This is a genomic window from Micromonospora sp. NPDC006766, assembly GCF_040636055.1.
Classification (GTDB): domain Bacteria; phylum Actinomycetota; class Actinomycetes; order Mycobacteriales; family Micromonosporaceae; genus Micromonospora.
Map to the genome: position 1 here is coordinate 68,315 of NZ_JBEYIX010000014.1, position 25,469 is coordinate 93,783.

At 70.5% G+C, this 25,469-nt stretch carries 15 protein-coding genes and 1 pseudogene; 10 read left to right on the forward strand and 6 right to left on the reverse strand.

The genetic code is table 11. The annotated features are described in order from the left end of the window. Window positions 1-16: 16 nt before the first annotated feature. A complete protein-coding gene (locus tag ABZ671_RS15440) occupies window positions 17-1,117 on the reverse strand; it encodes an ABC transporter substrate-binding protein (RefSeq protein ID WP_357857326.1) in 1,101 nt (366 codons plus the stop codon). A 280-nt stretch (window positions 1,118-1,397) separates the two neighbouring features. Here ABZ671_RS15440 and ABZ671_RS15445 point away from each other — a divergent pair, with 280 nt between their 5' ends. Further along, window positions 1,398-2,141: a GntR family transcriptional regulator gene (locus ABZ671_RS15445; protein WP_357857329.1), complete on the forward strand. Its 744-nt coding sequence runs from the start codon at window positions 1,398-1,400 to the stop codon at window positions 2,139-2,141. A 34-nt stretch (window positions 2,142-2,175) separates the two neighbouring features. Here ABZ671_RS15445 and ABZ671_RS15450 read toward each other — a convergent pair whose 3' ends face one another. Further along, window positions 2,176-2,349, reverse strand: a complete 174-nt coding sequence (locus ABZ671_RS15450) for a hypothetical protein (protein WP_357857332.1) — start codon at window positions 2,347-2,349, stop codon at window positions 2,176-2,178. A gap of 24 nt (window positions 2,350-2,373) precedes the next feature. After that, complete coding sequence (locus ABZ671_RS15455; protein ID WP_357857335.1) at window positions 2,374-2,508, reverse strand: hypothetical protein; 135 nt, start codon at window positions 2,506-2,508, stop codon at window positions 2,374-2,376. 653 nt (window positions 2,509-3,161) lie between these two features. Between ABZ671_RS15455 and ABZ671_RS15460 the strand changes: the two genes are divergently transcribed. From ABZ671_RS15460 to ABZ671_RS15490, 7 genes are all read left to right on the forward strand, one after another. Next, on the forward strand, window positions 3,162-3,980 hold the full coding sequence (locus ABZ671_RS15460; RefSeq protein WP_357857337.1) for a BTAD domain-containing putative transcriptional regulator: 819 nt from the start codon (window positions 3,162-3,164) through the stop codon (window positions 3,978-3,980). Between the two features lie 585 nt (window positions 3,981-4,565). Continuing rightward, the gene (locus tag ABZ671_RS15465; RefSeq protein ID WP_357857340.1) at window positions 4,566-5,753 is read left to right on the forward strand and encodes a ThiF family adenylyltransferase; all 1,188 of its coding nucleotides are present in this window, start codon (window positions 4,566-4,568) and stop codon (window positions 5,751-5,753) included. Continuing rightward, window positions 5,750-6,970 (forward strand): hypothetical protein, encoded by a 1,221-nt coding sequence (locus ABZ671_RS15470; RefSeq protein WP_357857343.1) that lies wholly within the window; start codon window positions 5,750-5,752, stop codon window positions 6,968-6,970. The genes ABZ671_RS15465 and ABZ671_RS15470 overlap by 4 nt, the downstream gene beginning before the upstream one ends. Window positions 6,971-7,053: 83 nt before the next feature. Continuing rightward, a complete protein-coding gene (locus tag ABZ671_RS15475) occupies window positions 7,054-10,446 on the forward strand; it encodes a S8 family serine peptidase (protein WP_357857345.1) in 3,393 nt (1,130 codons plus the stop codon). A 141-nt stretch (window positions 10,447-10,587) separates the two neighbouring features. Further along, window positions 10,588-11,202 carry a response regulator transcription factor gene (locus ABZ671_RS15480; protein ID WP_357857349.1) on the forward strand — a complete coding sequence of 205 codons (615 nt, stop codon included), beginning with the start codon at window positions 10,588-10,590 and terminating at the stop codon, window positions 11,200-11,202. A 129-nt stretch (window positions 11,203-11,331) separates the two neighbouring features. Next, window positions 11,332-14,562: a BTAD domain-containing putative transcriptional regulator gene (locus tag ABZ671_RS15485; protein WP_357857352.1), complete on the forward strand. Its 3,231-nt coding sequence runs from the start codon at window positions 11,332-11,334 to the stop codon at window positions 14,560-14,562. 205 nt (window positions 14,563-14,767) lie between these two features. Then, window positions 14,768-20,767 (forward strand): DNRLRE domain-containing protein, encoded by a 6,000-nt coding sequence (locus tag ABZ671_RS15490; protein WP_357857355.1) that lies wholly within the window; start codon window positions 14,768-14,770, stop codon window positions 20,765-20,767. Window positions 20,768-20,941: 174 nt separating this feature from the next. Here the strand turns inward: ABZ671_RS15490 and ABZ671_RS15495 are convergent, their stop codons facing one another. Continuing rightward, window positions 20,942-22,066 (reverse strand): hypothetical protein, encoded by a 1,125-nt coding sequence (locus ABZ671_RS15495; RefSeq protein ID WP_357857358.1) that lies wholly within the window; start codon window positions 22,064-22,066, stop codon window positions 20,942-20,944. After that, window positions 22,042-22,383, reverse strand: a complete 342-nt coding sequence (locus ABZ671_RS15500; RefSeq protein WP_357857361.1) for a PadR family transcriptional regulator — start codon at window positions 22,381-22,383, stop codon at window positions 22,042-22,044. Before ABZ671_RS15500 ends, ABZ671_RS15495 begins: the two co-directional genes overlap by 25 nt. Window positions 22,384-22,482: 99 nt before the next feature. Here ABZ671_RS15500 and ABZ671_RS15505 point away from each other — a divergent pair. Continuing rightward, a pseudogene (locus tag ABZ671_RS15505) lies at window positions 22,483-22,646 on the forward strand (alpha/beta hydrolase); the annotation flags it as partial. A gap of 81 nt (window positions 22,647-22,727) precedes the next feature. Here the strand turns inward: ABZ671_RS15505 and ABZ671_RS15510 are convergent. After that, window positions 22,728-23,525, reverse strand: coding sequence for an SAM-dependent methyltransferase (locus tag ABZ671_RS15510; protein WP_357857364.1), 798 nt, complete (start codon window positions 23,523-23,525; stop codon window positions 22,728-22,730). A 391-nt stretch (window positions 23,526-23,916) separates the two neighbouring features. On the opposite strand from ABZ671_RS15510, the gene ABZ671_RS15515 reads away from it, so the two are divergent. Continuing rightward, the gene (locus ABZ671_RS15515; protein ID WP_357857367.1) at window positions 23,917-25,467 is read left to right on the forward strand and encodes an ABC transporter substrate-binding protein; all 1,551 of its coding nucleotides are present in this window, start codon (window positions 23,917-23,919) and stop codon (window positions 25,465-25,467) included. Window positions 25,468-25,469: the final 2 nt, after the last annotated feature.

Consider the following 25,469-nt stretch of genomic DNA (forward strand, 5'->3'; position numbering starts at 1 on the left):
CTTGGTCGCGGTTCGGTCAGCCGGCGGCCGTCGGGATGGGCGGCTGCACCGGAGCGCCGCCGCTCTTCACGGCCTCGACCTGCTGGCGGAAGAGCTCCTGGGTCCACGGCCAGGCGGCGTACTCGTCGGGCTTCAACACGCCGGCCCACGCGGCGACGTCCTTCTGCTCCACCAGCACGATCGGGAAGGTCAGCTCCTTCGGGATGTCCTTGCCGTCGAGCAGGTCGATCGCCTCCCAGAGCGCGGCGACGGACTGGCCCGGGTCGGACATGACCGCGACCGAGCCGTTGTCGAGCTTGCTGTCCTGCCAGTACTTCAGCGCGCGGCCGTTGGTCTCGAAGGTGACCGCCGGGATCGGCTTGCCGGCCGTGGTGAAGGCCTGGGCGACGCCGTAGCCGTCACCGCAGCCGATGACCCCGTCGACCTTCGGCACGCTCGACAGCACACCGAGCACCGCCTGCTGGGCCTTGGCGCCGTCGCACATGCCGTTGACGGTCGCGGCGACCTTGACCTCCGGGTTCTTGGCCAGGATCTCCTGCGTGGTCTGGTACATCTCCTCCTCGGGCTGGGAGCCGACGACGCCTCGGCTGACGATGACCGTGCCCTTGCCGCCGATGCCCTGCACCAGCGGCTCGGCCGCGGCCGTCGCCCAGTCCTTGAAGCTGTTGAGCAGCACGTGGGCGCAGGGGGCGTCGATCGCCGAGTCGAAGACCACGACCTTGATGCCGGCGTCGCAGGCCTGCTGGATGACCGGCTTGAGCGCGGTCGGCGAGGCCGGGTCGATCAGCAGGGCGTCCGGCTTCTGCAGCAGCAGGCTCTTGATCTGCGCGACCTGCTCGGTGGCCGAGTTCTCGCCGGGGGCGTTGACGACCTTGAACTTGCCGATCAGCCCGTCGTTCTGCGCCTTGGTGGCGGCGGCCTCGAACTTGGCGATCATCGTCTGCCGCCAGCCGTTGCCGATGAAGCCGTTGCTCAGCGCGATGAACGGCTTGTCGCCGTTCTTGGCGTTGCCGCCGCTCGTGCCGGAGCCGCAGCCGGTCGCGGTCACCGCGACGGCCGCGACGAGCGCGGCCGCAACGGCGGTGCGCCGCCGCCGGGATGAGGAGTGGGTACGCATGGTGGGGGCCTCCAGAGAGAGCGAGAACCCGCCGGGGCGGGAGTGGACGTGCTCAGTCGGCTGACCGCGGCTGGGGGCAGCCGCGATGAGGTCCAGTCATTACAAGCCTGTAGTGACAGGTTCGCTAGAGTTGGCGGTCGAACGTGACGCAAGTCACCGTGATGGTGGTTACGTTTTAGTGTGGTTTCGGGGTTGGGTCGTGGCGGCGCGTCGCAACTCCTGTCACGACAGGACGGCCCGGACATGGCATGCTGTGTCCGGTCGACGGGGAAGGAAAACCATGACGATGTCGTACCGGCGGCTCAACCGGGACGGGAATGAGCCGCTGTGGATGCAGCTGATGCGGGAGCTGCGCGGCCAGATCGAGGCCGGCGGGATCGCCCCGGACCAGCCGTTGCCGTCAGAGGCGGAGCTGACCGACCTCTACGGCGTCTCCCGCACCGTCGTCCGCGAGGCGCTGCGCGAACTCGTCCAGCAACGGATGATCTACAAGGTCAAGGGGCGGGGCGCCTTCGTCGCACCCCGCAAGACCGAGCTGCGCTTCGTCGGCTCGGTGTCCGGCTCCGCCGACGACCTGCGCGAGTCCGGGCGTCGGGTCACCACCCACACCATCAGCCAGACCCTCGGCGAGGCGGACCAACGCGAGGCCGACCTGCTGCAGATCCCGGCGGGCGAGCCGGTCGTGCGGATGCGCCGGCTCCGCAGCGTCGACGGCCAGCCTTGGCTGCTCGCCGACACCGCGCTGCCGGCCCGGCTGGTGCCCGGCCTGGAACGCGCCGTACTCGAGAACCAGTCCCTGTACGACGTGCTGCGCCGCCGGTACGGGCTGGAACCGGTCGGCGCCGACCGCTGGATCGAAGCCGTCTTCCCCGGTCCCGAGGACGCCTCGCTGCTGGAGGTCACCACCTCGACGCCCCTGCTCGGCATCGAATCCGTGGCCTGGCTGCCGGACGGCATCCGGTTCGAGGCCTACTACGCACTGCACCGCAGCGACCAGACCCGCTTCTTCGTGGGCATCCGTTGACGGCCGACGGGTCGGTCAGTCTTCGTAGCCCTTCTCACGCAGGATCGTGTTGATCCGGGCGCGATGACCGCACGGTGAACGCCGGGCCAGCAACTCGCCGGATCGACGGCCAGAGAGGGCGAATGCCGACATCCATGACCTGCTGGCGTCCGAGAGTGTCGGCGAGGGTGGTCGGGGAGATGTTCCTGAAACCGGTGACGTCGTTCATGGTCGTCCTCCATTCGCGCGTGCCCTACACATGTGCTGGGCTGAGCCCAACCGACCTCGTGAGGAACAGGGCGCTGGTCGTGAGGTAGGCGCCGTTGCCGAAGGTGTTCACGAAGTGCGTGAAGATCAGGATCCGGGCGTTGCCAGGGGGCGGAAGCACCCGGCCAGCCTAGCAATACGTACGTACGGTTTGTAAAGGTCGCGCCGGCGCGCAGCACGTGGACGCAGCGGGCGTGAATGCGTCGGTCGTCATGGATTCCTCACGGGAGCCGGAGGCCTTGACCGGCAAACCGGCCCGTACGGCGAGGCTGTCCATACGGCTCCCGCAGCGCCGAAGAACTGCACCGTTGCGCCGGCCGCCTGGTCGGGGATGCAATTCGTTGAGGTGCTCCATTGTTCGCCGGCCTCCGTCATGGTCGGCGATCGGCCATATTTAGCAACGAAATAGGCCAATGTCTAATTATTTCCTCGCGCTGTGGCTGGGCGTTTCTGTGCATCCTTCCATTCGCCTCCAGGCGCCACCCGGGATCATCGATGCCAACGGCTTGACCAGCGCAACTGGTTGATCGGCTAGGCGTCGCCCGGACGCCACGAATCGCATCTGTGGATGGTGGAACAGTCAATCAGGAGACCGATTTCTGTCAGCCAGCGAGGGGCCTGACGGGTGGCCGACAATGGCTGGGTTAACTGCGTCCATCGTTGCTATCATTCCTGGGTTCGATACATCGACCCCGATGGAGGCGTCGTGAGGGCCGGTCGGATGGTGGAGGTCGCCAAGGACAGCGCAGACCCGCGACCGCACCGGACCTGTTGTTGACCCGGCCGGCCGCAGACTCCCCGCGTGACCCCGACGCGTCCGTCCCGCAACCAGAGCCCTGGGCGGGCGGCGGAATCCGACTCACCCTGCTCGCCGGGTTCAAGGTCGAGGTTGGCGGGCAGGAGATTCCGCTGCGGCCGACGGCGCAGCACGTGGTGGCGTACCTCGCGGTTGCCGGAAGGCCGAGCCGGAGCGGGACCGCAGGACGGCTGTGGCCGGATCAACCGGAACCGCAGGCTTTGAACAGCCTCCGCTCCGCGCTGCACCGCCTGAAGCGCAGCTGCTCCGGGCTCGTGCTGCGGACGGGCGGAATGCTCTGTTTGAACCCGCTGGTTCAGGTGGACGTCCACGAGGTGACCCAGTGGGCCCGGAGGATGTTGAGCGGCGCTGACACCGGCGTGGTCGCACCGCCGGCCGGCGTGGCACTCGACGAGGAACTCCTACCGGGCTGGTACGACGACTGGGTATGTCTGGAACGCGAGCGCCTGCAGCAGTTGCGCATGCACGCGCTCGAGTCGTGGGCGGAACACCTCCTACGGGCCGGCCGCTTCGGCGAGGCGCTCTACGCCGCCTACTCGGTGATGCGGATGGAGCCGCTTCGGGAGTCCGCCAACCGGCTGGTGGTCAGGGCCCACCTCGCCGAGGGTAACGCGGTGGAGGCGCTGCGTCGCTATGAGTCCTACCGGGCGATGCTGGCCGGTGAGCTCGGGCTCGAGCCCTCCGCGCAGATGACCGCACTGGTCCGGACGCTGTGCCGGATTGCCGACAGCGGTCTGGCCCGTCGACACCGGAAAGACGGCCGTCTCCCCGCCTGAGCGTCCACCGTCGGCGCCACCGGACACGGGTCCGGTCCGCTCGGCGTCGCTGAATGTTTCCCGTCGAAGCAGAGCGACGCCGTGCGCTGCCCGCCAATCCATGACGCCCGCGCTGCCGGCCCGGGGTGCCGCAGCGGTGCCGCCACAGTGCCGCGCCCGCACCGCCGGCGTCGTAGACCTGGTGCCGGCGGGGCCACCTGGGGCGGTGCCGTCTGGGGCGCGGGTGGGGTGATGTTCGCGTACCCCATCCGGCCCGAATTTGCGCTGGCGGCGGCACCGGACCGGTGCCGCTGGGGTGCCGCTCCCCGGCTTGACTGTGGGGCACCGGCCATCGACCTGGGTGTGCACCGCCGGCTCACTCCCGACATGGTCGGGCCGGCACGTCGAATCCGGAGGGAGGTGTCGGTATGAAGATCAAGATCCGTCGTCTCGAGAAGATCGAGACCACCGCGGTCTGCGCATGCAGCCCCTGCACCGACTGCTGACCGAAACCGCCCTGGCCGCCGCCGTCCCGGCGGCGGCCAGGGCTGTCGAACGACTGCTGGGTCGATGGTCGGCACCGGCATCCGGACCTGAGGAGCACACATGAGGCGACCGCGCATCAAGAGCGTCTTCCCACCGATCCCGCTCGGCGACGGCCGTATCCGCATAGGCGGCGGCGACTACGGCATCGCCTCGGAAATGGTCGACGACGAACACGGCAACACCTGGCACCTGTTGAACCTGATGGACGGGACGCGCACCCGCGCCGAACTGGGCGCCGACATGGCGGAACACTGCCCCGAGATCGCCGCCGGAGAGGTCAACGACGCGATCGACGCGCTGATCGACATGGGATTCGTGGAGGACGCCGCGGCACCGCCACCGGCCGAGCTACCCGCCGCCGAACTCGAGCGATACCGACGCAACCTGGAATTCTTCTCGTACTTCCACAAGCCTCCGCTGACCTCGGCGGACTTTCAACTGCGGCTGCGGAACGCGCGGGTCACGGTCCTCGGCATCGGCGGCCTCGGCTCATACGTGGCGATGAGCCTCGCCGCCATCGGGGTCGGCGACATCCTCCTCGTCGACCACGACGACGTCGAACTCATGAACCTCAACCGCCAGGTGCTCTACACCGACGGAGACGTCGGCAGCCCCAAGGTGCAGGCGGCGGTACGCCGGCTCACGGAGATCAACCCGCACATCCGGGTGACCGCACGCAACGCGATGGTCGACGGGGTCGCCTCGGCACGGTCCTGCATGGCCGGTCGTGACCTGGTGATCTGCGCGGCCGACCGGCCACGCCTGACGCTGTACCAGTGGCTCAACGAGGCGGCGCTACTGGAGCGGACCGCCTGGATGCGCGGCTCCAACGACGGACTCACCGTCAGCCTGTTCCTGCACGTCCCCTACCAGACCGCATGCTTCCAGTGCGTCGAGCAGGACGCGGCGGCGACGCACCCGGAGTACACGCCGATGGCCGATTATGTCGTCGGCGTGATCGGCGACCGCACGATCAACCCGTGCAACGCGCCGATGGCCGGCATGATCGGTAACCTGGCGGCCTTGGAGGCCGTCAAATACCTCACCGGCATAGCCGAACCGGTCATCACCGGGCGCAAGCTCGTCGTCGACGTGCATCGGATGGAGACACAGTTCGCCGAGGGAACGCTGCTCGACGACTGCACCGCCTGCGGCCCCGGTGGGCGGGTACCACGGCCGCAAGCAGCCACCGGCCACCAGCGCGGCCACGACGAGAGCGCCGCCGTGTCGTCCGGAGTGAGCGCGTGACCTCCACCATCGTCGACACCGCCGTCGTACGGCTGCATCCCCTGCACATCGGCGACGTCGAGGACGGGGTCTGCGAAGTCGGACGGGCGGACACCGGCGTCTTCGTCGAGTTGCCGGTCGAAGGCGTCGACCTGATCCGCTGGATCGGCGACGCGCTGCCGTTGGGTGAGGTCCGTCGGCGGTTCGTCGAACGGTACGGCGGCGAACCTGATCTGGCGGACTTTCTCGACGGGATCGCGTCCTGCGGCTTCGTCCGGGAGGCAGCGGGCGTCGAGTCGTCGGCCGGCGAAGCCGCCGCCCCGGGCCAGGCCGCCGGGGGCGAGCCGCCTCGGCGCGGGTTGGCGCTGCTGGCGAACCTGCCGCAGCGGCGGGTCGCCTGGCTGCTCACGCCCCCGATGATGGTGGCCTACCTCGCGGCGTGGCTCGCCGTACCGGCCATGCTGCTGTGGCAGCCGACGCTGCGACCGGCGCCGGCCGATGCCTTTCTGCTGGACCGGGTGCTGGCCAACGCGCTGGCCGTCGCGGCGATCGCCTGGACGCTGGTGCTGCTGCACGAGATGGCACACGCCGTCGCGGTCCGGGCGTTGGGCGTCACCGGGCGGCTGTCGCTCAGCCGCCGGCTGTGGTTCATGGTGGCCCAGACGGAGATGTCGGGCGTGCGATCGGTACCCCGGCGGCGCCGGTACGCCCCGTACCTGGCCGGATTGACGTGGGATCTCCTGCTCATGGCGGGCTGCCTCGGCCTGCAACTCGCCGGGTTCGGCGGCCGGCCGATCCGTACCGTCGCCTACACGCTGACGCTGTCGGTGGTTTACCAGTTCCTGGTGTTCATGCGCACCGACATGTACTACGTGCTCGGCAACTGGCTGCGGCTGGGCGACCTGATGGGCGACACGCGCCGGTGGTTGGCGAACCTCGCCAACCGGCTGGTCGGCCGGCCGCCTCGACACGACCTCAGCGGCGTGCCCGACCGGGAGATCCGGATCATCCGCTGGTACGCGCCGGTCTATCTGCTCGGTTCGCTCGCCGTCACCGCCGCGCTGCTGGCGCTCACCCTCCCGGCCATGATCAAGATGGTTGGCCTGGCCCTGACGGGCCTGGGCGCACCGGTCGACGGGGTCGCGTTCTGGGATGGTCTCGGCTTCGTCACGCTCGTCGCCCTTCAGCTCACCACCTTCGGCTGGATCGTCGTGACCGAGCGGCGCGCGGCCGCCTGAGCCCACCGCTGCACAACCCGCGCCGTTCTCGTCCACATTCCGCCGCCGGATCGACCGCTCGTCCTGAAAGCGAGGACCATCCCGTGCGCCTCACCACGCCGCGCAGACTTCTTGCCGCCGTTATGGTGCCGCTGCTGGCCGCCACACCGGCCGCGGCGAAGGCCCAGCCGGTGATGGTCGCCGGCCCGGAGCAGTCCGTCATCGTGATCCTCACCGACCAGGGTTCGGCGACGGCCGCGACCGGCCCCAGGCAGGCCGAGCGCTCCGCCCGGTTCGCGGGCGAACAGGCAGCCGTGCTCGCCGACCTACGACAGGCCGGAGCCACCCGGACCACACCGTTCCACCTGCTGAACGCCGTCGCCGCCACCCTGCCGGCCAGCGCGGTCCGGAGCCTCGCGGCCCGGCCCGGAATCCGGGCGGTGCTGCCCGACCGGCCGGTCCGGCTGCGCCAACCGGTGGCCGCAGCGGCAGCTGAGCTGGCGCCTCGATCCAGCACGTCCGGTTCCAGCCCGACCGAATCCCATGCCGCGACGTCGGGCAGGCCGGGCTGCGCCGGCCCCGGGCAGACGCCGGTCGTCGAGCCGGAAGGGCTGACGTTGACCCGTACCATCGGCGCGGGCCACGGGCCCGGCGCCCACGACCTCGCGGACGGATCCGGGGTTCGGGTCGGTGTCCTCGGCGGGGCGATCAGCCGTGCGGCGACCGAGTTCATGCGGGACGGCCGGTCGATCATCGCCGGCTACGCTGACTTCACCGGCGAAGGCCTCGACACCCCTTCGTACATCCTCGAGTCCTTCGGCGACGCGAGCGTCATCGCGGCACAGGGCGTCGGAACCTACGACATCGACCGGTACGCACATCCGGCGCACCGCAGCGGCACGCCCTGCCCGGCGCGGATCCTCGGCGTGGCACCGGGGGCGACCGTGCACGTCGCCAAGGTGTTCAGCGGCGTCGCGGCACCCACCTCCGTCATCATGCAAGGCATCGAGTGGGCGGTGTTCCATGAGAACGTCGACGTGCTCAACGAATCGCTGGTGACGTACGGCTACCCGGACACGGCGGACAACGCGCTGCGCCTGGCCAACGACGCGGCGACCGCCGCCGGGGTGACCGTCGTGGTGGCCGCCGGCGACGCGGGACCGGACGACACCCTCGGCTCGCCGGCCAGCGCCCCGGACGTCATCGCGGTCGGCGCGAGCACCCAGTTCCGGGCGTACCACCAGCTCGGATACGGCGGCGCACCGCTGGGCGACGGCTTCCGGTCCGACTCGGTGTCCGCGCTCAGCTCCGGTGGGACGGCGCAGGCGGAACCGCGCACCGTCGACCTCGTGGCACCCGGCGACAGCGGTTGGGCCGCGTGCTCGACCGACACCGCCCGGTACCAGAGCTGCATGTCCTTCTTCGACGGCGGCAGCCCGAGCCCGTTCTTCCTGTTCGGCGGCACCAGCGCGGCGGCACCGTTCGTGGCCGGCGCCGCCGCGCTGGTCATCCAGACCATGCGCCGGCACCACGGCGTCACCCCGACGCCCCGACAGGTCAAGCAGATCCTCATGAGCACCGCCACCGACCTGCGGCAGCCAGCGAGCCAACAGGGCGCGGGACGGGTCGACACCCTCGCCGCCGTACGCCTCGCTGCCGACCTCGCCGATGCGCCGGCGCGCGGCGGACGGCCGAACGGCGGCGCTGGAGAAAGTCTGCTGGTCGACCCGTCCACGCCGGCCGTCACCGGTACCGCCGGCCAGACCGTACCGGTCGACGTGACGGTCACCAACCCGGCCGCCACGTCCCGCCGGATCAGCCTCGGCCTGCGAACCGGCGGTCCGACACGTCGCCTCGCCGCCGGCCGCACGACCCTGACCCCGCAGCACAGCACGCCCTTCACCGACGTCGACGGATCTCCGGCCTACGGCCGACGGATGCCGCTGGCCGTGCCGCGTGGCACCGACCAACTCACGGTGGCGGTGGCCTGGGACCCGCGGACGCACAGCTCATCGGTCGGCGTGAGCGTGTTTGATCCCGCCGGCCGGCTCGCCGGGTACTCACTGCCGCTCGGTAACGGCGGCTACGGGCGGGCCACCGTGGCGCGCCCCGAAGCCGGCCGATGGACCGTGGCGATCTGGACCGGGAACGACGGGTCACCACCGGTCGGCGCGGTCCGGTACGACATCTCCGCCATCCAGCTGGAGCAGCACGCCGGACCAGCCGTCGTCGTACCGGCCGGGGCCAGCCGGACCGTCCGACTGCCGGTCCGACTGGCCACCGAGGCGGGCGACTCCACGGCGGCCATCACCGTGAGCGAGGGCGCCATCCAGCACGCCGCCCTGCCACTGGGCAGACGGACGCTGGTGCGCCTGGGCGGCACCGGAGGTCGGTTCACCGGCGCCTTCCACGGCGGCAACGGCGTTCTCGCCGGCTGGGCGCTGCTCGGTCAGCGGCGTAGCTTCCAGCTCGACGTGCCGGCCGGGAAACCCGTGCTCAACGTGTCGGTGACTGCCGGCGAAGATCCGGGGCTCGAGGTTTGGGGGCTACTCGTCGCCCCCGACGGGATGGTCCTCGCGGCGACGAGTTCCCGGTCCGCCGGGGCTGCGGCGCAACCTCGACTCGACCTGGTCCGCCGGCACCCCCGGCCGGGCCGCTGGACGGTGGTGCTGGTGCTCAACGCGCCGTCGACCACGGGGCAGACTACGCGGCGGTTCTCCGGAACGGTCGGGTTCGCCCCGGTACGGGTGTCCGCGGCGGGACTGCCCGCCGCCGGCGCCGTACTTGCCGCCGGCACCTCGGTCGGCGCCACGCTGACCGTCACCAACACCGGCACCGCGCCGCGGTCGTACTTCATCGACGCCCGGCTCGACACGCTGGGCGAGGTGACGTTACGCCCGACGGCCTCCGCGATCTACCAGACCCCGGTCTCCGGAACCGATGTGTATCCGCGCTTCTTCGTCCCCACCGGCACGTCCCGGCTCCGGATGACGGCGACGTCGCAGGTGCCGCACGCCCTGGACACCCAACCGTTCGGGGAGAACGGCTACTACGTCGGCGACCCGGACATCGCCGGTACGGCGGGACGTCGAGCCGAAGTCACCGTCGAGGCTGCCGAGATCGCCGCGACAACCTGGGTCTGCAACGCCAATCAGCTCGGCCCGTTCGGCGTACCACCGCAGGAGCCGGCCGAGGTCAGTTGCGCGGCGACGGCCGTCACCCGGCGATTCGACGACGCCGTCGACTCGTCCACCGGCAACCCGTGGTGGCGGCTGGTCGAAGGATCCGCCGCGCCGGTCACGCCGCTGACGCTGGCACCCGGGCAGGCGGGCCGGATCACGCTGACGTTCGTGCCGGCCGGGCCGGCCGGACGACGGGTCACCGGCACCCTCGCCCTGGCGACGATCGACCCGTTGCCCGGCTTCGGCACCGAACTGGCGCAGCTGCCGTATGCGTACACCGTCGGCGCGCCCGCAACCTCGCGGCAGCTCGGCTAGTTCCGGTCGGAGATGTGCCCGGCCCCCCTGCCCGGCCCACCCGCGCCTGGCATGCGGCGACCATGCGCCTTCTATACGCGCGCTGGTGAGACTCGCCGTAGCGATCCACGCGGATCACCCCGAAGGGGCAGGGGGAAACGGATGGGCAAGGTCAGCATCTTTGATACGAGTCCGGTCTTCGCTCATGGGCTGACCGGGTTGCTGGCGGTGGAGGGGTTCGAGGTGCTCGAGGTCCGAGCCAGCACCGAAGGGGGGTACTGCCGGCAGGCGGACATCATTCTGGTCGATCCGGCGGCGGTCCATGGCAGCACACTGTGGGCCTTCCTGGCGGAGGTGTCGGCGGTGCCCGTGCTGCTGCTCGCTCCCTTCGGCGGCGACCGGATGCCCGGCGACCACGACCCGCGCTCGGGGGTGCCGAGCTACGTGGACCGCTACGCGCCCGCCGACGTCGTGGTGCGGGCGGTCCGGACCGTGTTCGACGGCGGACGGTTCTTCGGCCGGGCAGCGACGGCCGGCAAGTCGAATCCGCGGGGCACCGAATCCGTTCCGCTTTCGCTGCGCGAAGGGCAGGTGCTCCGACAGGTTTCGCGCGGGTTGACACACGGCCAGATCGCCCGTGCGCTCGGTATCAGCCAGCACACGGTGGACACCTACGTCAAGCGCGTCAGGCTCAAGCTCGGCCTCGGCAACAAGGCCGAGCTGACGCGGGCGGCGCTGGCCGGTGCGTTCCACGAAACCACCGCCGACGCCTCCTGACCGACCGTTGCGGAGCGTCTCCTCCAAAACCACTGCGGCCCATGCCTCCGTCAGCGACCCGCCAACTTGAGTTCGCCTCAACGACATTGCCGTGCCGAATCGGGTGGGGCAGGATCCACCATTGTGACCGTGTTGGACGGGAACGGTGAGTGGGAGTTCCGCCTTCTCGGCCCGGTCGAGGCCTACAGAGACGGCATTCAACTCCCGCTCAACGGAAAGCAGCGTTCGCTGCTGACGGTACTGCTGCTCAACGCCAACCGGGTGGTCGCCACCAGCCAACTCGCCGAAGCGGTCTGGGGCCAGCACCTGCCGGCGTCCCCCGAGGCGCGGGTGCGGTTGCTGATCTCCGAGCTGCGCAGGGCGTTCGGCAGTGACGGTAAGCGGCTCATCCTGACCCGGCAGCCCGGATATCTGCTGCGCGTGGGCCCCGACCAGATCGATGTGGACGCGTTCCGGCGCACGGTCGCCCAGGCCCAGGACGCAGCGGCCCACGGCCGGCCAGAGGTCGCGCTCGAGCGGTACGACACGGCGCTCGCGGTGTGGCGTGGCGCGGCGCTGGGTGGCGTACGCGGCGCGTTCGCCGACGCCGAGGTATCGCGCCTCACTGAGCTGCGGGAGCGGGTCGCAGAAGACCGCGCCGAGGTCATGATGACGTTGGGGCGGCACGCCGAACTCGTACCCGAGCTGAGGCGTCTGGTCGTCGAGCATCCGCTGCGCGAGCGGCCCCATGCCCAGCTGATGATGGCCCTATACCGGTCAGGGCGGTGCGGCGAGGCACTCGAACTCTATGCCCAGCTGCGGAAACGACTGGTCGAAGAGCTGGGGCTCGAACCGACGCCGCAACTGCAGCGTCTGCAGCAACAGATCCTCGCCGGCGATCCGGCGCTGCACCCGCCGGTCGCCGCAGTGCGGTCGCCCGCGTCGTCAGCCCGCCCGTCGTCGCCGGCGCCCAGACTGCCGGCGCGCCAACTGCCACCGGCCCCGGGACGGATCGTCGGCAGGGTGTCGGAGCTGGCGCAGCTCGACGCGCTCGCCGCGCGGTGCGATGGCCCGTTACTGGTGGTGGGCGCCGCCGGCGCCGGCAAGACCACCCTGGCCGTGCACTGGGCCCACCGCGTGATGGACCGATTCCCGGACGGCCAGCTGTTCCTGGACATGCACGGCTTCGACCCCGGTGCCCGCCTGTCGCCTGCGGACGCGCTGCCGCAACTGCTGCAGGCGCTGGGGGTGACGGCTGAGGAAATTCCGGTCGGGGTCGACGCGCTGACCGCCCTGTACCGCTCGGCCCTCGCGGGACGGCGGCTGCTGATCATCCTCGACAATGTGGCTGAGCCGGACCAGGTGCGACCACTGCTGCCCGGCGGCCCTGACTGTCTCGTCCTGGTCACCAGTCGGGATCGGCTCGGTGGCCTGGTGGCGCTGAACGGCGCGGGTCGCATGACGATCGACGTGCTGCCGCCGCTGGACGCGATCGAGGTGCTGGCCCACACGGCCGGCGCCGAGCTGATCGACGCGGATCCGGACGCCGCGGCCGCGCTGGCGAGGCTGTGCGGCCACCTTCCGCTGGCGTTGCGCATCGCCGCCGGCCGGCTCGTCGACCAGCCGTACCATTCGCTCCGCGGGCAGGTGGACGAGCTGACCCGACGCGGGCGGATGGCCGGCCTGCGGATCTCTGGTGACGGACGGGCGTCGGTCAGAGGTGCCTTCGACCTCTCCTACCGGGCGCTCCCGCGAGCGGCGCAGCGGCTCTTCCGGCTGCTGGGCCTCGTGCCGGCGCCGGCCGGGTGGTCGGCCGAAGCGGGTGCCGCGCTCGCCGGGCTGGCGGTGGACGACGCCGGCCAACTGTTCGACACCCTGGCCCGACTGCACCTGATCACGGCCTCCGCGGCCGGTCGGTACGGCTGTCACGACCTGCTGCTGGAGTACGCCGCGGAACTCGCCGCCGGCGATCCGCCCGCGCAACGGGACGCTGCTGTGGGCCGCCTGCTCGCCTTCTACCTGCACACCACCGATCAGGCCGCCGCCGCCATCGTCCCGGCCGTTTCCCGATTGCCCCGTCCACCGCTGCCGGCCGGCGTGGTGCCGGTGGTCTTCCCCGACGTGGCCGATGCCCGGCGGTGGATGATCGCAGAGTGGGAAAACGTGGTCGGCGGGCTGCGCCACGCGGCGGTACGGGGACTGCATCGCCTGGCCTGGCAACTCGCTGATGCGCTGCGCAGCCACCTGTATCTGACAGCGTCCCGGCCTCAGTGGCTGGCCATCGCCGAGACGGGCCTGGCCGCGGCGACCGCGGAGGGTGATGCGGTCGGCGAGGCGGCCATGCGCTTCTGCCTCGGCTTCCTGCGTTACCAGCTGGCGGAATTCGCGGAGTCGATCCGCGAGTATGAGCGCGCCGTGGAGCTCTACCGGCAGGCGGGATGGAAGCCGGGCGAATCCACGACACTGCGCAGCATGGGCGTGTCGCTGGCGAACCTGGGGCAGTTACGGCCCGCACTGGGCCGGTTCACGCAGGCGCTGGCGCTCGACCGCGAGATCGGCAACGAACCCGGGGAAGCGGCCGGCCTGCAAAACATCGCCGGAACCTACAAGGACCTCGGTGACCTGGAGCGTGCCGCGCGCTACCTCAGCGTGGCGATCCCGCTGCTGCGTCGGGTCGGTCGCCGGCCCGGCGAAGCGATAGCCCTCATCAATCTGGGGGAACTCCGGCGCGAGCAGGGCCGCCTCGACGAGGCCCTGGCCGCCGTCCACGGGTCGCTGGCGATCTGCCGGGAGATCGGGCTGCGCCAGGAGGAGGCGGAGGCGTTGATCACCGCGGCCGAGGTCCACCGCGACGCCGGACGGCGCCGAGAGGCGCACCGAACGCTGGAGCAGGCTTTGGACATCGCCCAGCTGACCGGTAACCCGCGACTGCAGATGCGCGCCCTCAACGGGCTGGCCAGCGTCGAGATTCGGGACGGCCGGGCGTCGAACGCGGTGGCCCGGCTCGACGCCGCGCTGGAGGTGGCGGCCCGCTCCGGTTGCAGCGGCGGACACGTCAAGGTCCTCCTCACCCTCTCCGAGGCCTACTGCGCGCTCGCCGACTACCAGTCCGCGCGCCACTACGCCTCCTGGGCCCTGAGCCTGGCCCGGGAATCAGGGGCGATGATCGAAATTGCCACCGCACACGACGCCCTGGCCGTGGTCTACCTCGGCCTGGGTAACCCCGACCAGGGCATCATCCATTGTCAGCAGGCCCTGCAGGCGCAGCGCCGGTCGGGCCAGCGCCGGGCGAAGCCCCGGACCCTGATGATGTTCCGGCGGGCCCGCCGGTTGCGCCGAGCGGCGAACTCGTCGAGCGGCGCGCCGGTCGCCAACGAATAGGGCCCTGCGGATCGCCGTCAATGCGTCGTCGGCTTGTTCCGCGTCCCGTAAATCGGGGACACGACGTTCTGCCGGCACCTGCCCTATGGTCCGCCTGGGCGGGGATCCCATTGATGGCATTGATGCGCCATCGGCTGCGCCCGAGGGGGAGGCCGTGATGAGATTTCGCGCACGCGGACGGAGACCAGGAGTCCGACTCGGTCAGTTGCCGACGGGCCGGATCGGCTACGGGCTGGCGGTCGGCCTGTCCGCGACGATGGTGAGCTCGCTGCTGGCCGGCGTGGTCTCACGCCCGGCAGAGGCGAAGCCGCCGGTGACCCAGGCGCAGCAACTGGCGGGGCCGTTGGAGCGCCCCGACGAGGCGGCGGCCGTGGTGACGGCACGGATGACCGGCAAGCGGGTCTTGATCAGCGGCCTGACAACGGAGACGACCGAGTTCTGGGCGTTGCCGTCCGGGTCGGTGGAGGCGACGCTCAGCACCGGGCCGGTGCGGATGCGCGACGACGAAGGTGACTGGGTGGACGTCGATCTGACCCTGCAGCGCAGGGCGGACGGCTCGGTGGCGCCCAGGGCGCACCCGGCCGGGTTGACGCTGGCCGGGTCGGCGGGACCGGGCGAGCACGTCCTGGTGTCGCTGGGCGCGGCGGGGCAGCGGTCGACGTTGGGCTGGTCGGGCGCGCTGCCGGCGCCGGTGTTGGAGGGGGCGAAGGCGACGTATCCGGAGGTGCGGCCGGGTGTCGACCTGGTCGTGTCGGCGACGCGTACCGGGTTTGAGCAGCTGTTGGTGGTGAAGGACCGCAAGGCCGCGGCGCAGGTGCGGCAGCTGCGGATGCCGTGGCACCCGTCGGGCGGGAAGGCGACCGCGGCGCGGGTCGGTGAGCTGCCGGCAGTGATGTGGGACGCGCAGGTGGACCCGGCCTCGGGTGAACACGTGCGGCGGGCGCGGGTGGACACCCGGCTGGACGGCGAGGGCGACCGGGCCGGGCTGATGCTGACGCCGGACGCGAAGTTCCTGACCGACGGGTCGACGGTGTACCCGGTGACGATCGACCCGTCGCAGTCGATCGGGCCGAATTTCGACACGTTCGTGCAGAACACGTTCACGACGGATCAGTCGACGACGACCGAGTTGAAGCTGGGCACCTACAACAGCGGGACGGACAAGGCGCGGTCGTTCCTCCGGTTCGACAACATGAGCTGGTTGTGGGGCAAGCAGGTGCAGTCGGCGACGCTGAGCCTGTGGGAACACCACTCGTACTCGTGCACCGCCCGGGAGTGGCAGGCGTGGCGGGTCGGTGACGTCACCAGCTCGGTGCGGTGGACGTCGCAGCCGACCTGGGTGCAGCAGATCGGCACCTCGACGCAGACGAAGGGCTACAGCAGCGCCTGCGCAGCCGGCTGGGTGACGATCCCGGTCACCGGCGCGTTCCAGACCACCTCGACCGGGCGCCTGGACAAGACGACCATCGGTATCCGGGCCACGAGTGAGACCGACAGCTACACCTGGAAGCGGTTCAACTCCAAGGAGGGCGCCCACCCGCCGTCGGTGACTATCACCTACCAGTCGGGGCCGCAGGTGACCGCGATGACGACCGCGCCGACGACGGTGTGCGCCACCGGGGCGCAGCGCCCGTACATTTCGACCCTCGCCCCGCAGCTGCGGGCGCAGATCACCGATTCTGCGGCGGCGTCGGTGTACGCCACCTTCGAGTGGCACGCGGTGGGCGGATCGTTGATCGGCTCGGCCACGGAGGGGCCGGGCGCGTCCGGGTCGTGGTTGTCGACCACGGTGCCCTACGGCGTGTTGGTCGAGGGCAACTCGTACGCGTGGCGGGTCCGCGGCAGCGACGGGTCGACGACCGGCTCGTGGTCGGCCTGGTGTGAGTTCACGGTCGACACGGAGGCGCCCGCGGTCGCGCCGACGGTGTCGTCGACGGTGTACCCGGCCGGGGACTGGGCCGGCGGAGCCGGCACCGCCGGTGGTTTCACGTTCGGCGCAGCCGGCGTCGGTGACGTCGCCGCCTACGAGTACGGGTTGGACGTCAACCCGCCGAATCAAGCGGTGAACGGGGCGAGCCTGGGCGGCTCCGCCAGCGTATCGATCATCCCGGCGTCAGACGGTCCGCACACCCTGTACGTGCGTTCCCGGGACCGGGCCGGCAACAGGTCGCCGATCCGCGCCTACGCGTTCTCGGTCGGTGGCGGCGCGGTGACCGGCCCGAGGACCGGTGACATCACCGCGGCGAAGACGGCGATCAGCGGGGTGGGCAGGTCCACCGCGACCGGGGTGACCTACCAGTGGCGGCGCGGCGACAGCGACGCGTGGGTGAACATTCCGGCCGGGCACGTCACGCTCGCGGCCGGGGGAGGGGCGGTGACCTGGCCGCTGTCGACCAGCGGCGGTGGGCAGTTCCCGAAGTTGAACTGGAACGTGGAGGCCACCCTCGCCGCAGTGGACGCCCAGTCGATCGCCCGTGACGGGCCGCTGCAGGTGCGCGGCGCCTTCGTCGGCGGTGCCGCGGCCAACTCGGCGCCGGTGAAGATGACCTTTGACCGGAATCAGGCGTCGGCGGCGAGCGAGAGGCTCGGTGCGGGCGAGGTGAACCTGATCACCGGCAACTTCACCCTGTCCAACACCGACGTGTCGGTGAACTCCTACGGCAGCGACCTGACCGTGAGTCGCAGCTACAACACCCGCCGGTCAACCGAGACGGACGGGGCGAACATGTTCGGCCCTGGTTGGGTATCCGGGCTGGCCGTCGAGGAGGCCGACGCCCCCTACACCTCGCTGACGGTGTTCGGGTCGCTCGCGCAGGTCGGCACGCCGGACGGCGACACCATCGGCTTCACCAAGCGGACCGCCACCGTCTTTGACCCGGAGATCGGGGCGGAGGAGCTGGGCCTGGCCTACAGCAGCGCCACCGACACCTACACCCTGTCGGACCAGAACGGCACGACGGTGAACTTCACCCGGATCACCGGGGCCGCGGCCGGCAGGTACGCACCCACCTCCGTGACGACGCCGGGCAGCAACCAGACCACCACCTACCAGTGGGAGCGGACGACCGTCAACGGGGCCGAGGTCGTCCGGCCGACCCGGATGCTGGCGCCGGTGCCGGACGGGGTCAACTGCGCCACCCTGACCCGGGGCTGCCGGGCGCTGACCTTCAGCTACGCCACCACCACCACGGCCACCGGCACCACCGAGACCAGTTGGGGCGACTACCTTGGCCGGGTCAGGGAGATCTCCTTCGTCGCCTGGGACCCGGACCTGTCCAAACCAGCCCTGCGTACGGTGGCGGTGGCCCGGTACGCGTACGACAACGCGGGCCGCCTGCGGGCGTCGTGGAATCCCCGCGCGGACTGGGTCGACGCAGGTGCGACCCGGCACCGGTGGGACACCTACAGCTACCACTCCGACGGGGTGCTGGCCACGGTCAAGCCCTCCGGCGAGGAGCAGTGGCAGTTCAGCTACACCACGATCCCGGGTGACCCGGGCGCGGGCCGGTTGCACAAGGTGACCCGGTCGGCGTTGTCCGCCGGTACCGCCACCAGCACTGTCGTCTACAAGGTGCCGCTGTCGGGTTCGGGCGCGCCGAACGACCTGTCGCCGGCGCAGACCGCCCGCTGGGGTCAGCCGGAGGCACCGACCGACGCGACGGCGATCTTCCCGGCCAACCAGATACCGAACGGTAACCCGGTGACCGGTGCCCTGCCGTCGTCGTGGGAATGCGCCACGGTGACCTACCTGGACGCCAACGCGCGCCAGGTCAACGCCGCCGCGCCGGGCGGACACCTCACCGCCAGCTGGTACGACGAGTTCGGCAACACGGTCGGGTCGCTGACCGCCGCCAACCGGGCCGCCGCGCTCGCCGACCAGCCCAACGACGACGCGGCACGGGAGGCGGCACTCGCCGCGGCCTATTCCACCCGCAATGTCTACAGCGCTGACGGGAAGCGGTTGCTGTACACGCTCAACCCCGAACGGGACGTGACGCTCGGCAACGGCAGCACGGTACGCGGCCGACCGGTGACGCTCAACACCTATGACGAGGGCGCGCCGGTCGGCACCGCCTACGACCTGGTCACCACGGAGAAGGCCGTGGTGCGTTACTGGGACGCCAAGGGCGCCGAGGTCGACGCCGAGCTGCGGACGACGACCACCAAGTACGACTGGTCGCTGCGTCAGCCCACCATGTCCACCGTGGATCCGGGTGGGCTGGGCCAGGCGACCCGTACCTACTACGACGTCGGCACCGGATTGGAGGTCATGAACACCAATCCGGCCGGCGGCACCAGCATGAACACGCCGGCCACCACCCGCATCATCAACTACCGGGCCACCGCCGGTTCCGGCTACCCGGAGTGTGACCTGCGGCCGGAGTGGGCGAACCTGCCGTGCCGGAGGCAGCCGGGCGGGCAGGCCGCCAGCGGGCCGGAGGTACCGGCCACCGTGACCACCTACGACATGTTCAACCAGCGGCGGGTGGTCACCGACAAGACCAGCGCCGGCACGCTGCGGACCACCACCACGACCTACGACAGCGCGGGCCAGCAGTATGAGGTCACGGTCGCCGGCCCGGGCACGACAATCCCGGTGCAGCGCAGCGTCTACGACCCGGCCACCGGCAAGCTGGTGCGCAGCCAGTCGATCATCGGCGGCCTGGTCACCGCGCAGGTCATCCGCCAGTACGACACCCTCGGCCGCCTGACGTCGTACACCGACGCCGACGGCAACCGGTCGACCACCACGTACGACCTGCTCGGCCAGGTGGCGACCAGCAACGACGGCAAGGCCACCCGCACCTACACCTACGACGGAGGCACCGAGCGGCGCGGCCTGCTCACCTCGGTGAACGACAGCCAGGCCGGGGTGTTCACCGGCACCTACAACGCGGACGGCAAACTGGTCTCGGAAACCTGGCCCAACCGTGTCGTGGTCAACCGGGAGTACGACAACAGCGGCACGGAGGTCGGACGGTCGTACACCAAGACCGGCTGTGGCACCGCGGACTGCACCCTCTACCGCGAGTCGACCAAGAGCTCGGCCCACAACCAGGTACGGGTGCACAACTCCACCCTGTCCTCCCAGGAATACACCTACGACCAGGCCGGCCGGCTGGCCCAGGTCCGCAACTACCTCGGAGAACGTTGCACCACCCGGACGTACACCTACGACCCGACCAGCAACCGCACCGGGTTGGCCGAGTACGCCCCGGCGTCCAACGGCGGCTGCCAGAGCGGCACCGCGGCTTACTCACAAACCTGGAGTTACGACACCGCGGAGCGGGTCAACACCGCCGGCTACGCCTACGACACGCTCGGCCGGACGATCACCGTGCCGGCCGTCGACACCGGCAACCCGGCCGGCGGTAAGGCGACCATCACCTACCATGCCAACGACCGGGTTGACACCGTCACGCAGGACGGACGCACCACCGACTACCTGTTCGACGTCGACGGCGAACGGGTCCGCTCCTGGACCGACAACCTCTCCGACGACGTCGTCACCCTGACCAACCATTACGACGGCGACGAGGACAGCCCCGCTTGGACCGACGAAGCGCCGGGCCTCTACACCCGGATCGTCCACGGGCTCAGCGATGTGGCCGGTATCCGCGACAGCGGCACCGGCCTGGTCGAATGGCAGATCACCAACCTGCACGGCGACGTGGTCGCCACCATCGACGGCAACGACGCCGGCCTGAGCAGCACGGGTGAGGCTACGGAGTACGGCATCCCGCTGGACCCGACCAAGCTCGGCGAGCAACGCTACGGCTGGCTCGGCGCCTACCAGCGCGCTGCCGACGCGACCAGCGGCATCATGCTGATGGGGGTGCGCCTCTACAACCCCGTCACCGGACGCTTCCTCCAGGTCGACCCGGTGGCGGGCGGCAGCTGCGGCCGCTACGAGTACACCTGTGCCGATCCCGGCAACAAGCTGGATCTCGACGGCAAGTGGTCCTTCTGCTCGTCGTTGTGCCAGCTCGGCAGGGGGTTGAAGGCCTGGGGCAAGAGGATCAAAAAGAGGGCCCCGCGGTACATCAGGGCTTGCGTCGGTCTCGGCGGAATCGCGATGGGCGGCGAGCGGATCAAGAAGGGGCCGTTGAAGCTCTGGGGCGGCGGCGGCTGGGTCCGTACGGGTTGGGCCGGCTGCGCCGTCGGTGTGGCTGGTCTGTACGGCCGGCGTCACGGCTGGTGGTAGACGCATGACACGGCCGGCCGGGCCGCCCGATGAGCGGCCCGGCCGGTCGCACCACCACCGTCCCCGTACCACCCCGCGGACCTTCGGCACCTGTCGTGGCACCTGGTACACCGGGAACGATTCAGGCGAGCCGCGGCGTGGATCGGCGCCGGCACCAACCTGTCGTCCTGATCGTCAGTGCCTCAGGAACGCGAGGAAGACGAGGAACGCCGCCGCTGCCAGCGCCGCGCACAGCATCAGGAGATACCAGGTTCGGCGTTGACGGGTCATCGCGGCGGGGGTCGCGCCGGGCACGCCGCCACCGAGCTGGGGGCGGGCGGGTATCGGGTGGTCTTCCCGCGTGGGCTGCGGTTCAGGCCTTGTGGTGCCGAGCGCCCCGGTCAGCGTTGGGTCAGCACCTGGTGCGGTCGGCGGCGCGCCCGGCGTTGCGATGGTCGGCCGGGCGTGGCGCAGCCGGGCGGTGCTCGCCGCGGCGGCCCACCCGATGGTCGCGGTCATCAGGGGCAGCGCCATCAGGTAGAACGTGGCCTGGTCGCCGAGGTTGTCGTCGATGACCTGGGCGGGCGTCCAGCCGTCGCTCGGATCATGTCCGGCTGCGCCGAGGACCGCGACGGCGAGGACCCCGTACAGGTAGATGCTCAGGGCGGCGGTCACGGCAGCCAGCCGTGCGGCGCGTCGGCCGACGGCGGCGCTGCCGCCCCACAATGTGCCGCCCACCCCGACCACGATGGGCGCCAGGATCAGCAACCACCCATGCGACCAGAGTGAGTTGAGCCATCGACTGAAGGTGAACCCGCCGACCGCCAGCCAGGTCGCCGCGACGAGCAGGCCGCCGACCAGTCCGGGAGCGGCCACCCCTGGGCGGCGCAGCAGCGCGCTGCCGCCAAGGATGTAGCCGATCAGGACCAGCAGCAGGACCGACGCCCCCGCCCAGGTCCAGCCGTCGGCATGAAGCCGGTAGTGGACGTGCGTGTAGAGGGTGAGCCCGGCGGCGCCGGCCGCGACCGCCATCAGCGCCCCGAGGGCGGCGGCGGCTCGCCCCCAGGGCGGCATGATTACGGCGGCAGCGACACAGCCGAGGGCGAAACGCCACCGTTGCGCCCGGCCGTCGAGACGGTCCAACTCGCCGATCATCGCCTGGCCCCACGGCTCCCGCTCCGCCGCGAGCAGGCCGACGGCCCAGCCCAGCAGCCGGGCCGGAGCGTCCTGGCTCAAGACCGGGTCGCCCGCGGCGGCCAGGAGGCGGCGGCGGATCAGGGCCACCGCGATGCCTATCACGAAAATGCAGAACAGTGGCATGACGCCTCGCTCAGACGCAGGTTGGGGCGCGGCGCGCTGCGGTCGGCCCGGGCGGCGGCGGGAAGTCCCGCCAGATATTCCCGGCCGGCCCCGGTGAGCCGGTAGAGGTGACGGGGTGGCCGGCCCTCCGGGCCGGGTTCCCAGGTCGCCTCCAGCAGGCTGCGGTCGGCCAGGCGGACCAGGATCGGATACAGGGAGCCGGACTTCAGGTGGACCTCGGTGGCCAGGTCGTAGCCGTAGCGCCACCGCGACGGGTCGGCCGCCAACGCTCGCAGGACGCTGATCGCCTGCGTGGACAAGGGTCGGTTACGCCGCATGACCGTTAACTCTACTCATGTAGCGGAAAGGGGCAAGGGCTCTTCCTCGGCGGCTTGTCCCACTGCTCCGATGCCTCATGGGTCATGGTGTTGCCCAGGCTGCAGTGGGACGACGAGCGGGTACCGCAGCCCAGGGCCTGGCGCTGTTCGATGCTCTGGCCTCGGCCGAGAAGACGCTGCACGCCAACCCCGGCAAGCACGGGGAGATTCCGGCCTTCGAGATGGACAGCACGCTGCGGTTTTTCGCCCGGCACCTCGGCTGATACCGCCACCCGCAGGCCGCGGCGCGCCGATCGGGATCAGCTCCCGATCGGCGCGTTCAGCGAACACCGGTCGGCGTGGCCTCAGGGCTTGCGGGCTACGGCACCGTACGCGTCGATTCCCTCCGCGTCGGCGTCGTCCGGGCGCCACAGCGGAATGGGAACCAGGCCGGGCTCCACCATCGTGAGCCCCGCGAAACAGGTGGCGAGCTCCTCCGGGCTGCGCAGGAGGTACGGGACACCGCCGCTCTCGGCCAGCCGCCGGGCGCCGGCGACCACCGCCGGGCTGGTGTTGGTGCCGTCCCACAGCACCAGGTGGCTGCCGGACGTGGTGGCGTCCATCGTTCGCTGGACGATCGAGCGCACCACGTCCAGGTCGGGCTCGTAGCCCAGCACACCCATGAACATCACGGCGATCGGCTGGTCGAAGTCCAGCGTGCGCGCCGCCTCGGCGAGAATCCTCTCCGGGTCGTGGTAGTCGGCGGGCACGTACGTGGTGACGCCTTCGGAGGTCCTGCTGGTGAGCAGAGCCCGGGCGTGCACGAGGACCATCGGGTCGTTGTCCACGTAGACGATCCGTGACTCGGGCGCGACCTCCTGGGCGACCGCGTGGGTGTTCTGCATCGTGGGCAGCCCGGTGCCGATGTCCAGGAACTGCCGGATGCCCGCCTCGGCGGCCAGAAACCGCACGGCCCGCACCAGGAACCGGCGCGACTGCTGCGCCATGACGACGATCTCCGGGTAGACCTCGGCCACGGCGTCACCGGCCGCCCGGTCGGCCTTGAAGTTGTCCTTGCCGCCCATCCAGTAGTTCCAGATCCGCGCCGCGTGCGGCACGTCGGACTGGATCTCCGCGGCGAGTTCGACACTCGGGCCAGCCATGCCAGGCTCCTATCGAAGGGTTTGTCGGACCGTGGGCCACCTCTGCGGTACGACCGGCATCGTACCCATTTCTCATCCACTGTCGACGGTGCCGTTGATCTGTGGCCAAGGACACGAGCGGCCGACTTGGCCCGCCACTCAGCTGATCATGTACCGTGACCTGCGTGAACACTGTGCCGTCGTTGGACCGGACCCCGCTCGCGGTCCGTGTCGTCGCCGCGCACCGTATCTGCGGTTGTTGACGCTCTGACACCCCGGCTTGCGCCCGTGGCTTTCGCGCCAGGATGCCCGCCCGCCGTCGACAACGTCTGATTCCTCCCTATTTTGGCACTTCACCTCACCGCGTCTCCGCGCCCGCGCGACGCGGGTTCCGTCTGCCTGGAGTAAGCACATGACTACGCACCGGCCCCCGACCGGCCTACCCCTCGCCCGCCGGTTGCGCCCGCTCGGCGCGCTCGCCGTCACCGTCACCGCCGCGGTGCTGCTCGCCTCCTGCGGCTCGTCGACGAGCCCCGGGGCGACGGGCGCCGTCGACCCCGACGCGACGATCACGGTCGGTTCGCTGAGCGAGCCGACGACGCTCAACACGGTCAAGGGCGGCAACACCGGCCACGCCCAGGTGCTGCTGCGCAACGTCGTCGAGGGGCTCACCGTGCTGACCGACGAGGGCAAGGTCGAGCCCCTGCTGGCCAAGTCGTGGGACGTGTCGCCGGACGGCACGGCGTACACCTTCCACCTGCAGCCCGGCGTGACGTTCTCCGACGGCACCCCGCTGACGGCCGGCGACGTGGTGGCCGCGCTCAAGCGGGTGACGTCCGACGAGTCGACCAGCGCCCGCAAGAAGAACCTCTCGATCATGAAGACGATCGAGGCGCCGGACGACGGCACGGTCACGGTCACCCTGTCGACGCCGTCGCAGTCGTTCCTGTTCTACCTCACCAGCACCGGCGCGGCCGTCACCAAGCCCGACGCCGGCAACCCGGACACGACGGTGATCGGCACCGGCCCGTACACCGTGACCTCCTGGAAGCAGGGTGACTCCATCACCCTCACCCGCAACGACACGTACTGGGGCACGAAGGCCAGCAACAAGCAGGTGGTGTACCGCTTCTTCACGGACGCCACCGCCGAGAACAACGCGCTGCTCGCCGGCCAGCTCGACCTGGTGACCCAGGTCACCTCGCCGGACATGCTCACCCAGTTCGACAATCGGCCCGAGTTCACCGTCGTCGAAGGCACGTCGACGACGAAGGAGCTGTTCAACTTCAACGACGCCATCGCCCCGTTCAACAACCCCGACGTGCGGCACGCCATCCGGCAGGCCATCGACCGCAAGGCGCTACTGACCGCGGTGTGGGCCGACCGGGGCCAGATCATCGGCTCGATGGTGCCGCCCACCGACCCCTGGTACGAGGACCTGACCAGCATCGACGACCACAACGTGACCGGCGCCAAGCAGCTGCTGGCCCAGGCCGGGTACGCGAACGGGCTGTCCTTCACCGTCGACTACGTGCCGTCGGACGCGATGAACATCATCGCGCAGGGGCTGAAGAGCCAGCTCGCCCAGGCCGGCATCACCATCACGCTGAACCCGGTCGACGACGCGACCTGGACCGACAAGGTCTACAAGAACCACAACTTCCAGGCCACCCTCATGGACCACGTCAACCAGCGCGACCTGGTCTGGTACGGCGACCCGAACTTCTACTGGCAGTACGACAACCCGCAGGTGCAGCAGTGGGTCAAGGACTCCGAGACCGCCGCGACGCCCGACGAGCAGACCGCCCTGCTGAAGAAGGTGGCCCGGCAGATCTCCGAGGACGCGGCGAGCGCCTGGCTGTTCCTCGACCCCGCCATCAAGGTCGCCAGCACCTCGGTCAGCGGGTACCAGAAGAACAACACCACGGACAGCTTCTATGTCGCGCCGATCACCAAACGCTAGCC

Coding starts and splice junctions, on each gene's coding strand:
- ABZ671_RS15515 (WP_357857367.1), top strand. CDS start 23,917: ATGACTACGCACCGGCCCCCGACCGGCCTACCCCTCGCCCGCCGGTTG.
- ABZ671_RS15450 (WP_357857332.1), bottom strand. CDS start 2,349: ATGAACGACGTCACCGGTTTCAGGAACATCTCCCCGACCACCCTCGCC.
- ABZ671_RS15445 (WP_357857329.1), top strand. CDS start 1,398: ATGACGATGTCGTACCGGCGGCTCAACCGGGACGGGAATGAGCCGCTG.
- ABZ671_RS15480 (WP_357857349.1), top strand. CDS start 10,588: ATGGGCAAGGTCAGCATCTTTGATACGAGTCCGGTCTTCGCTCATGGG.
- ABZ671_RS15495 (WP_357857358.1), bottom strand. CDS start 22,066: ATGCCACTGTTCTGCATTTTCGTGATAGGCATCGCGGTGGCCCTGATC.
- ABZ671_RS15510 (WP_357857364.1), bottom strand. CDS start 23,525: ATGGCTGGCCCGAGTGTCGAACTCGCCGCGGAGATCCAGTCCGACGTG.
- ABZ671_RS15500 (WP_357857361.1), bottom strand. CDS start 22,383: ATGCGGCGTAACCGACCCTTGTCCACGCAGGCGATCAGCGTCCTGCGA.
- ABZ671_RS15465 (WP_357857340.1), top strand. CDS start 4,566: ATGAGGCGACCGCGCATCAAGAGCGTCTTCCCACCGATCCCGCTCGGC.
- ABZ671_RS15440 (WP_357857326.1), bottom strand. CDS start 1,117: ATGCGTACCCACTCCTCATCCCGGCGGCGGCGCACCGCCGTTGCGGCC.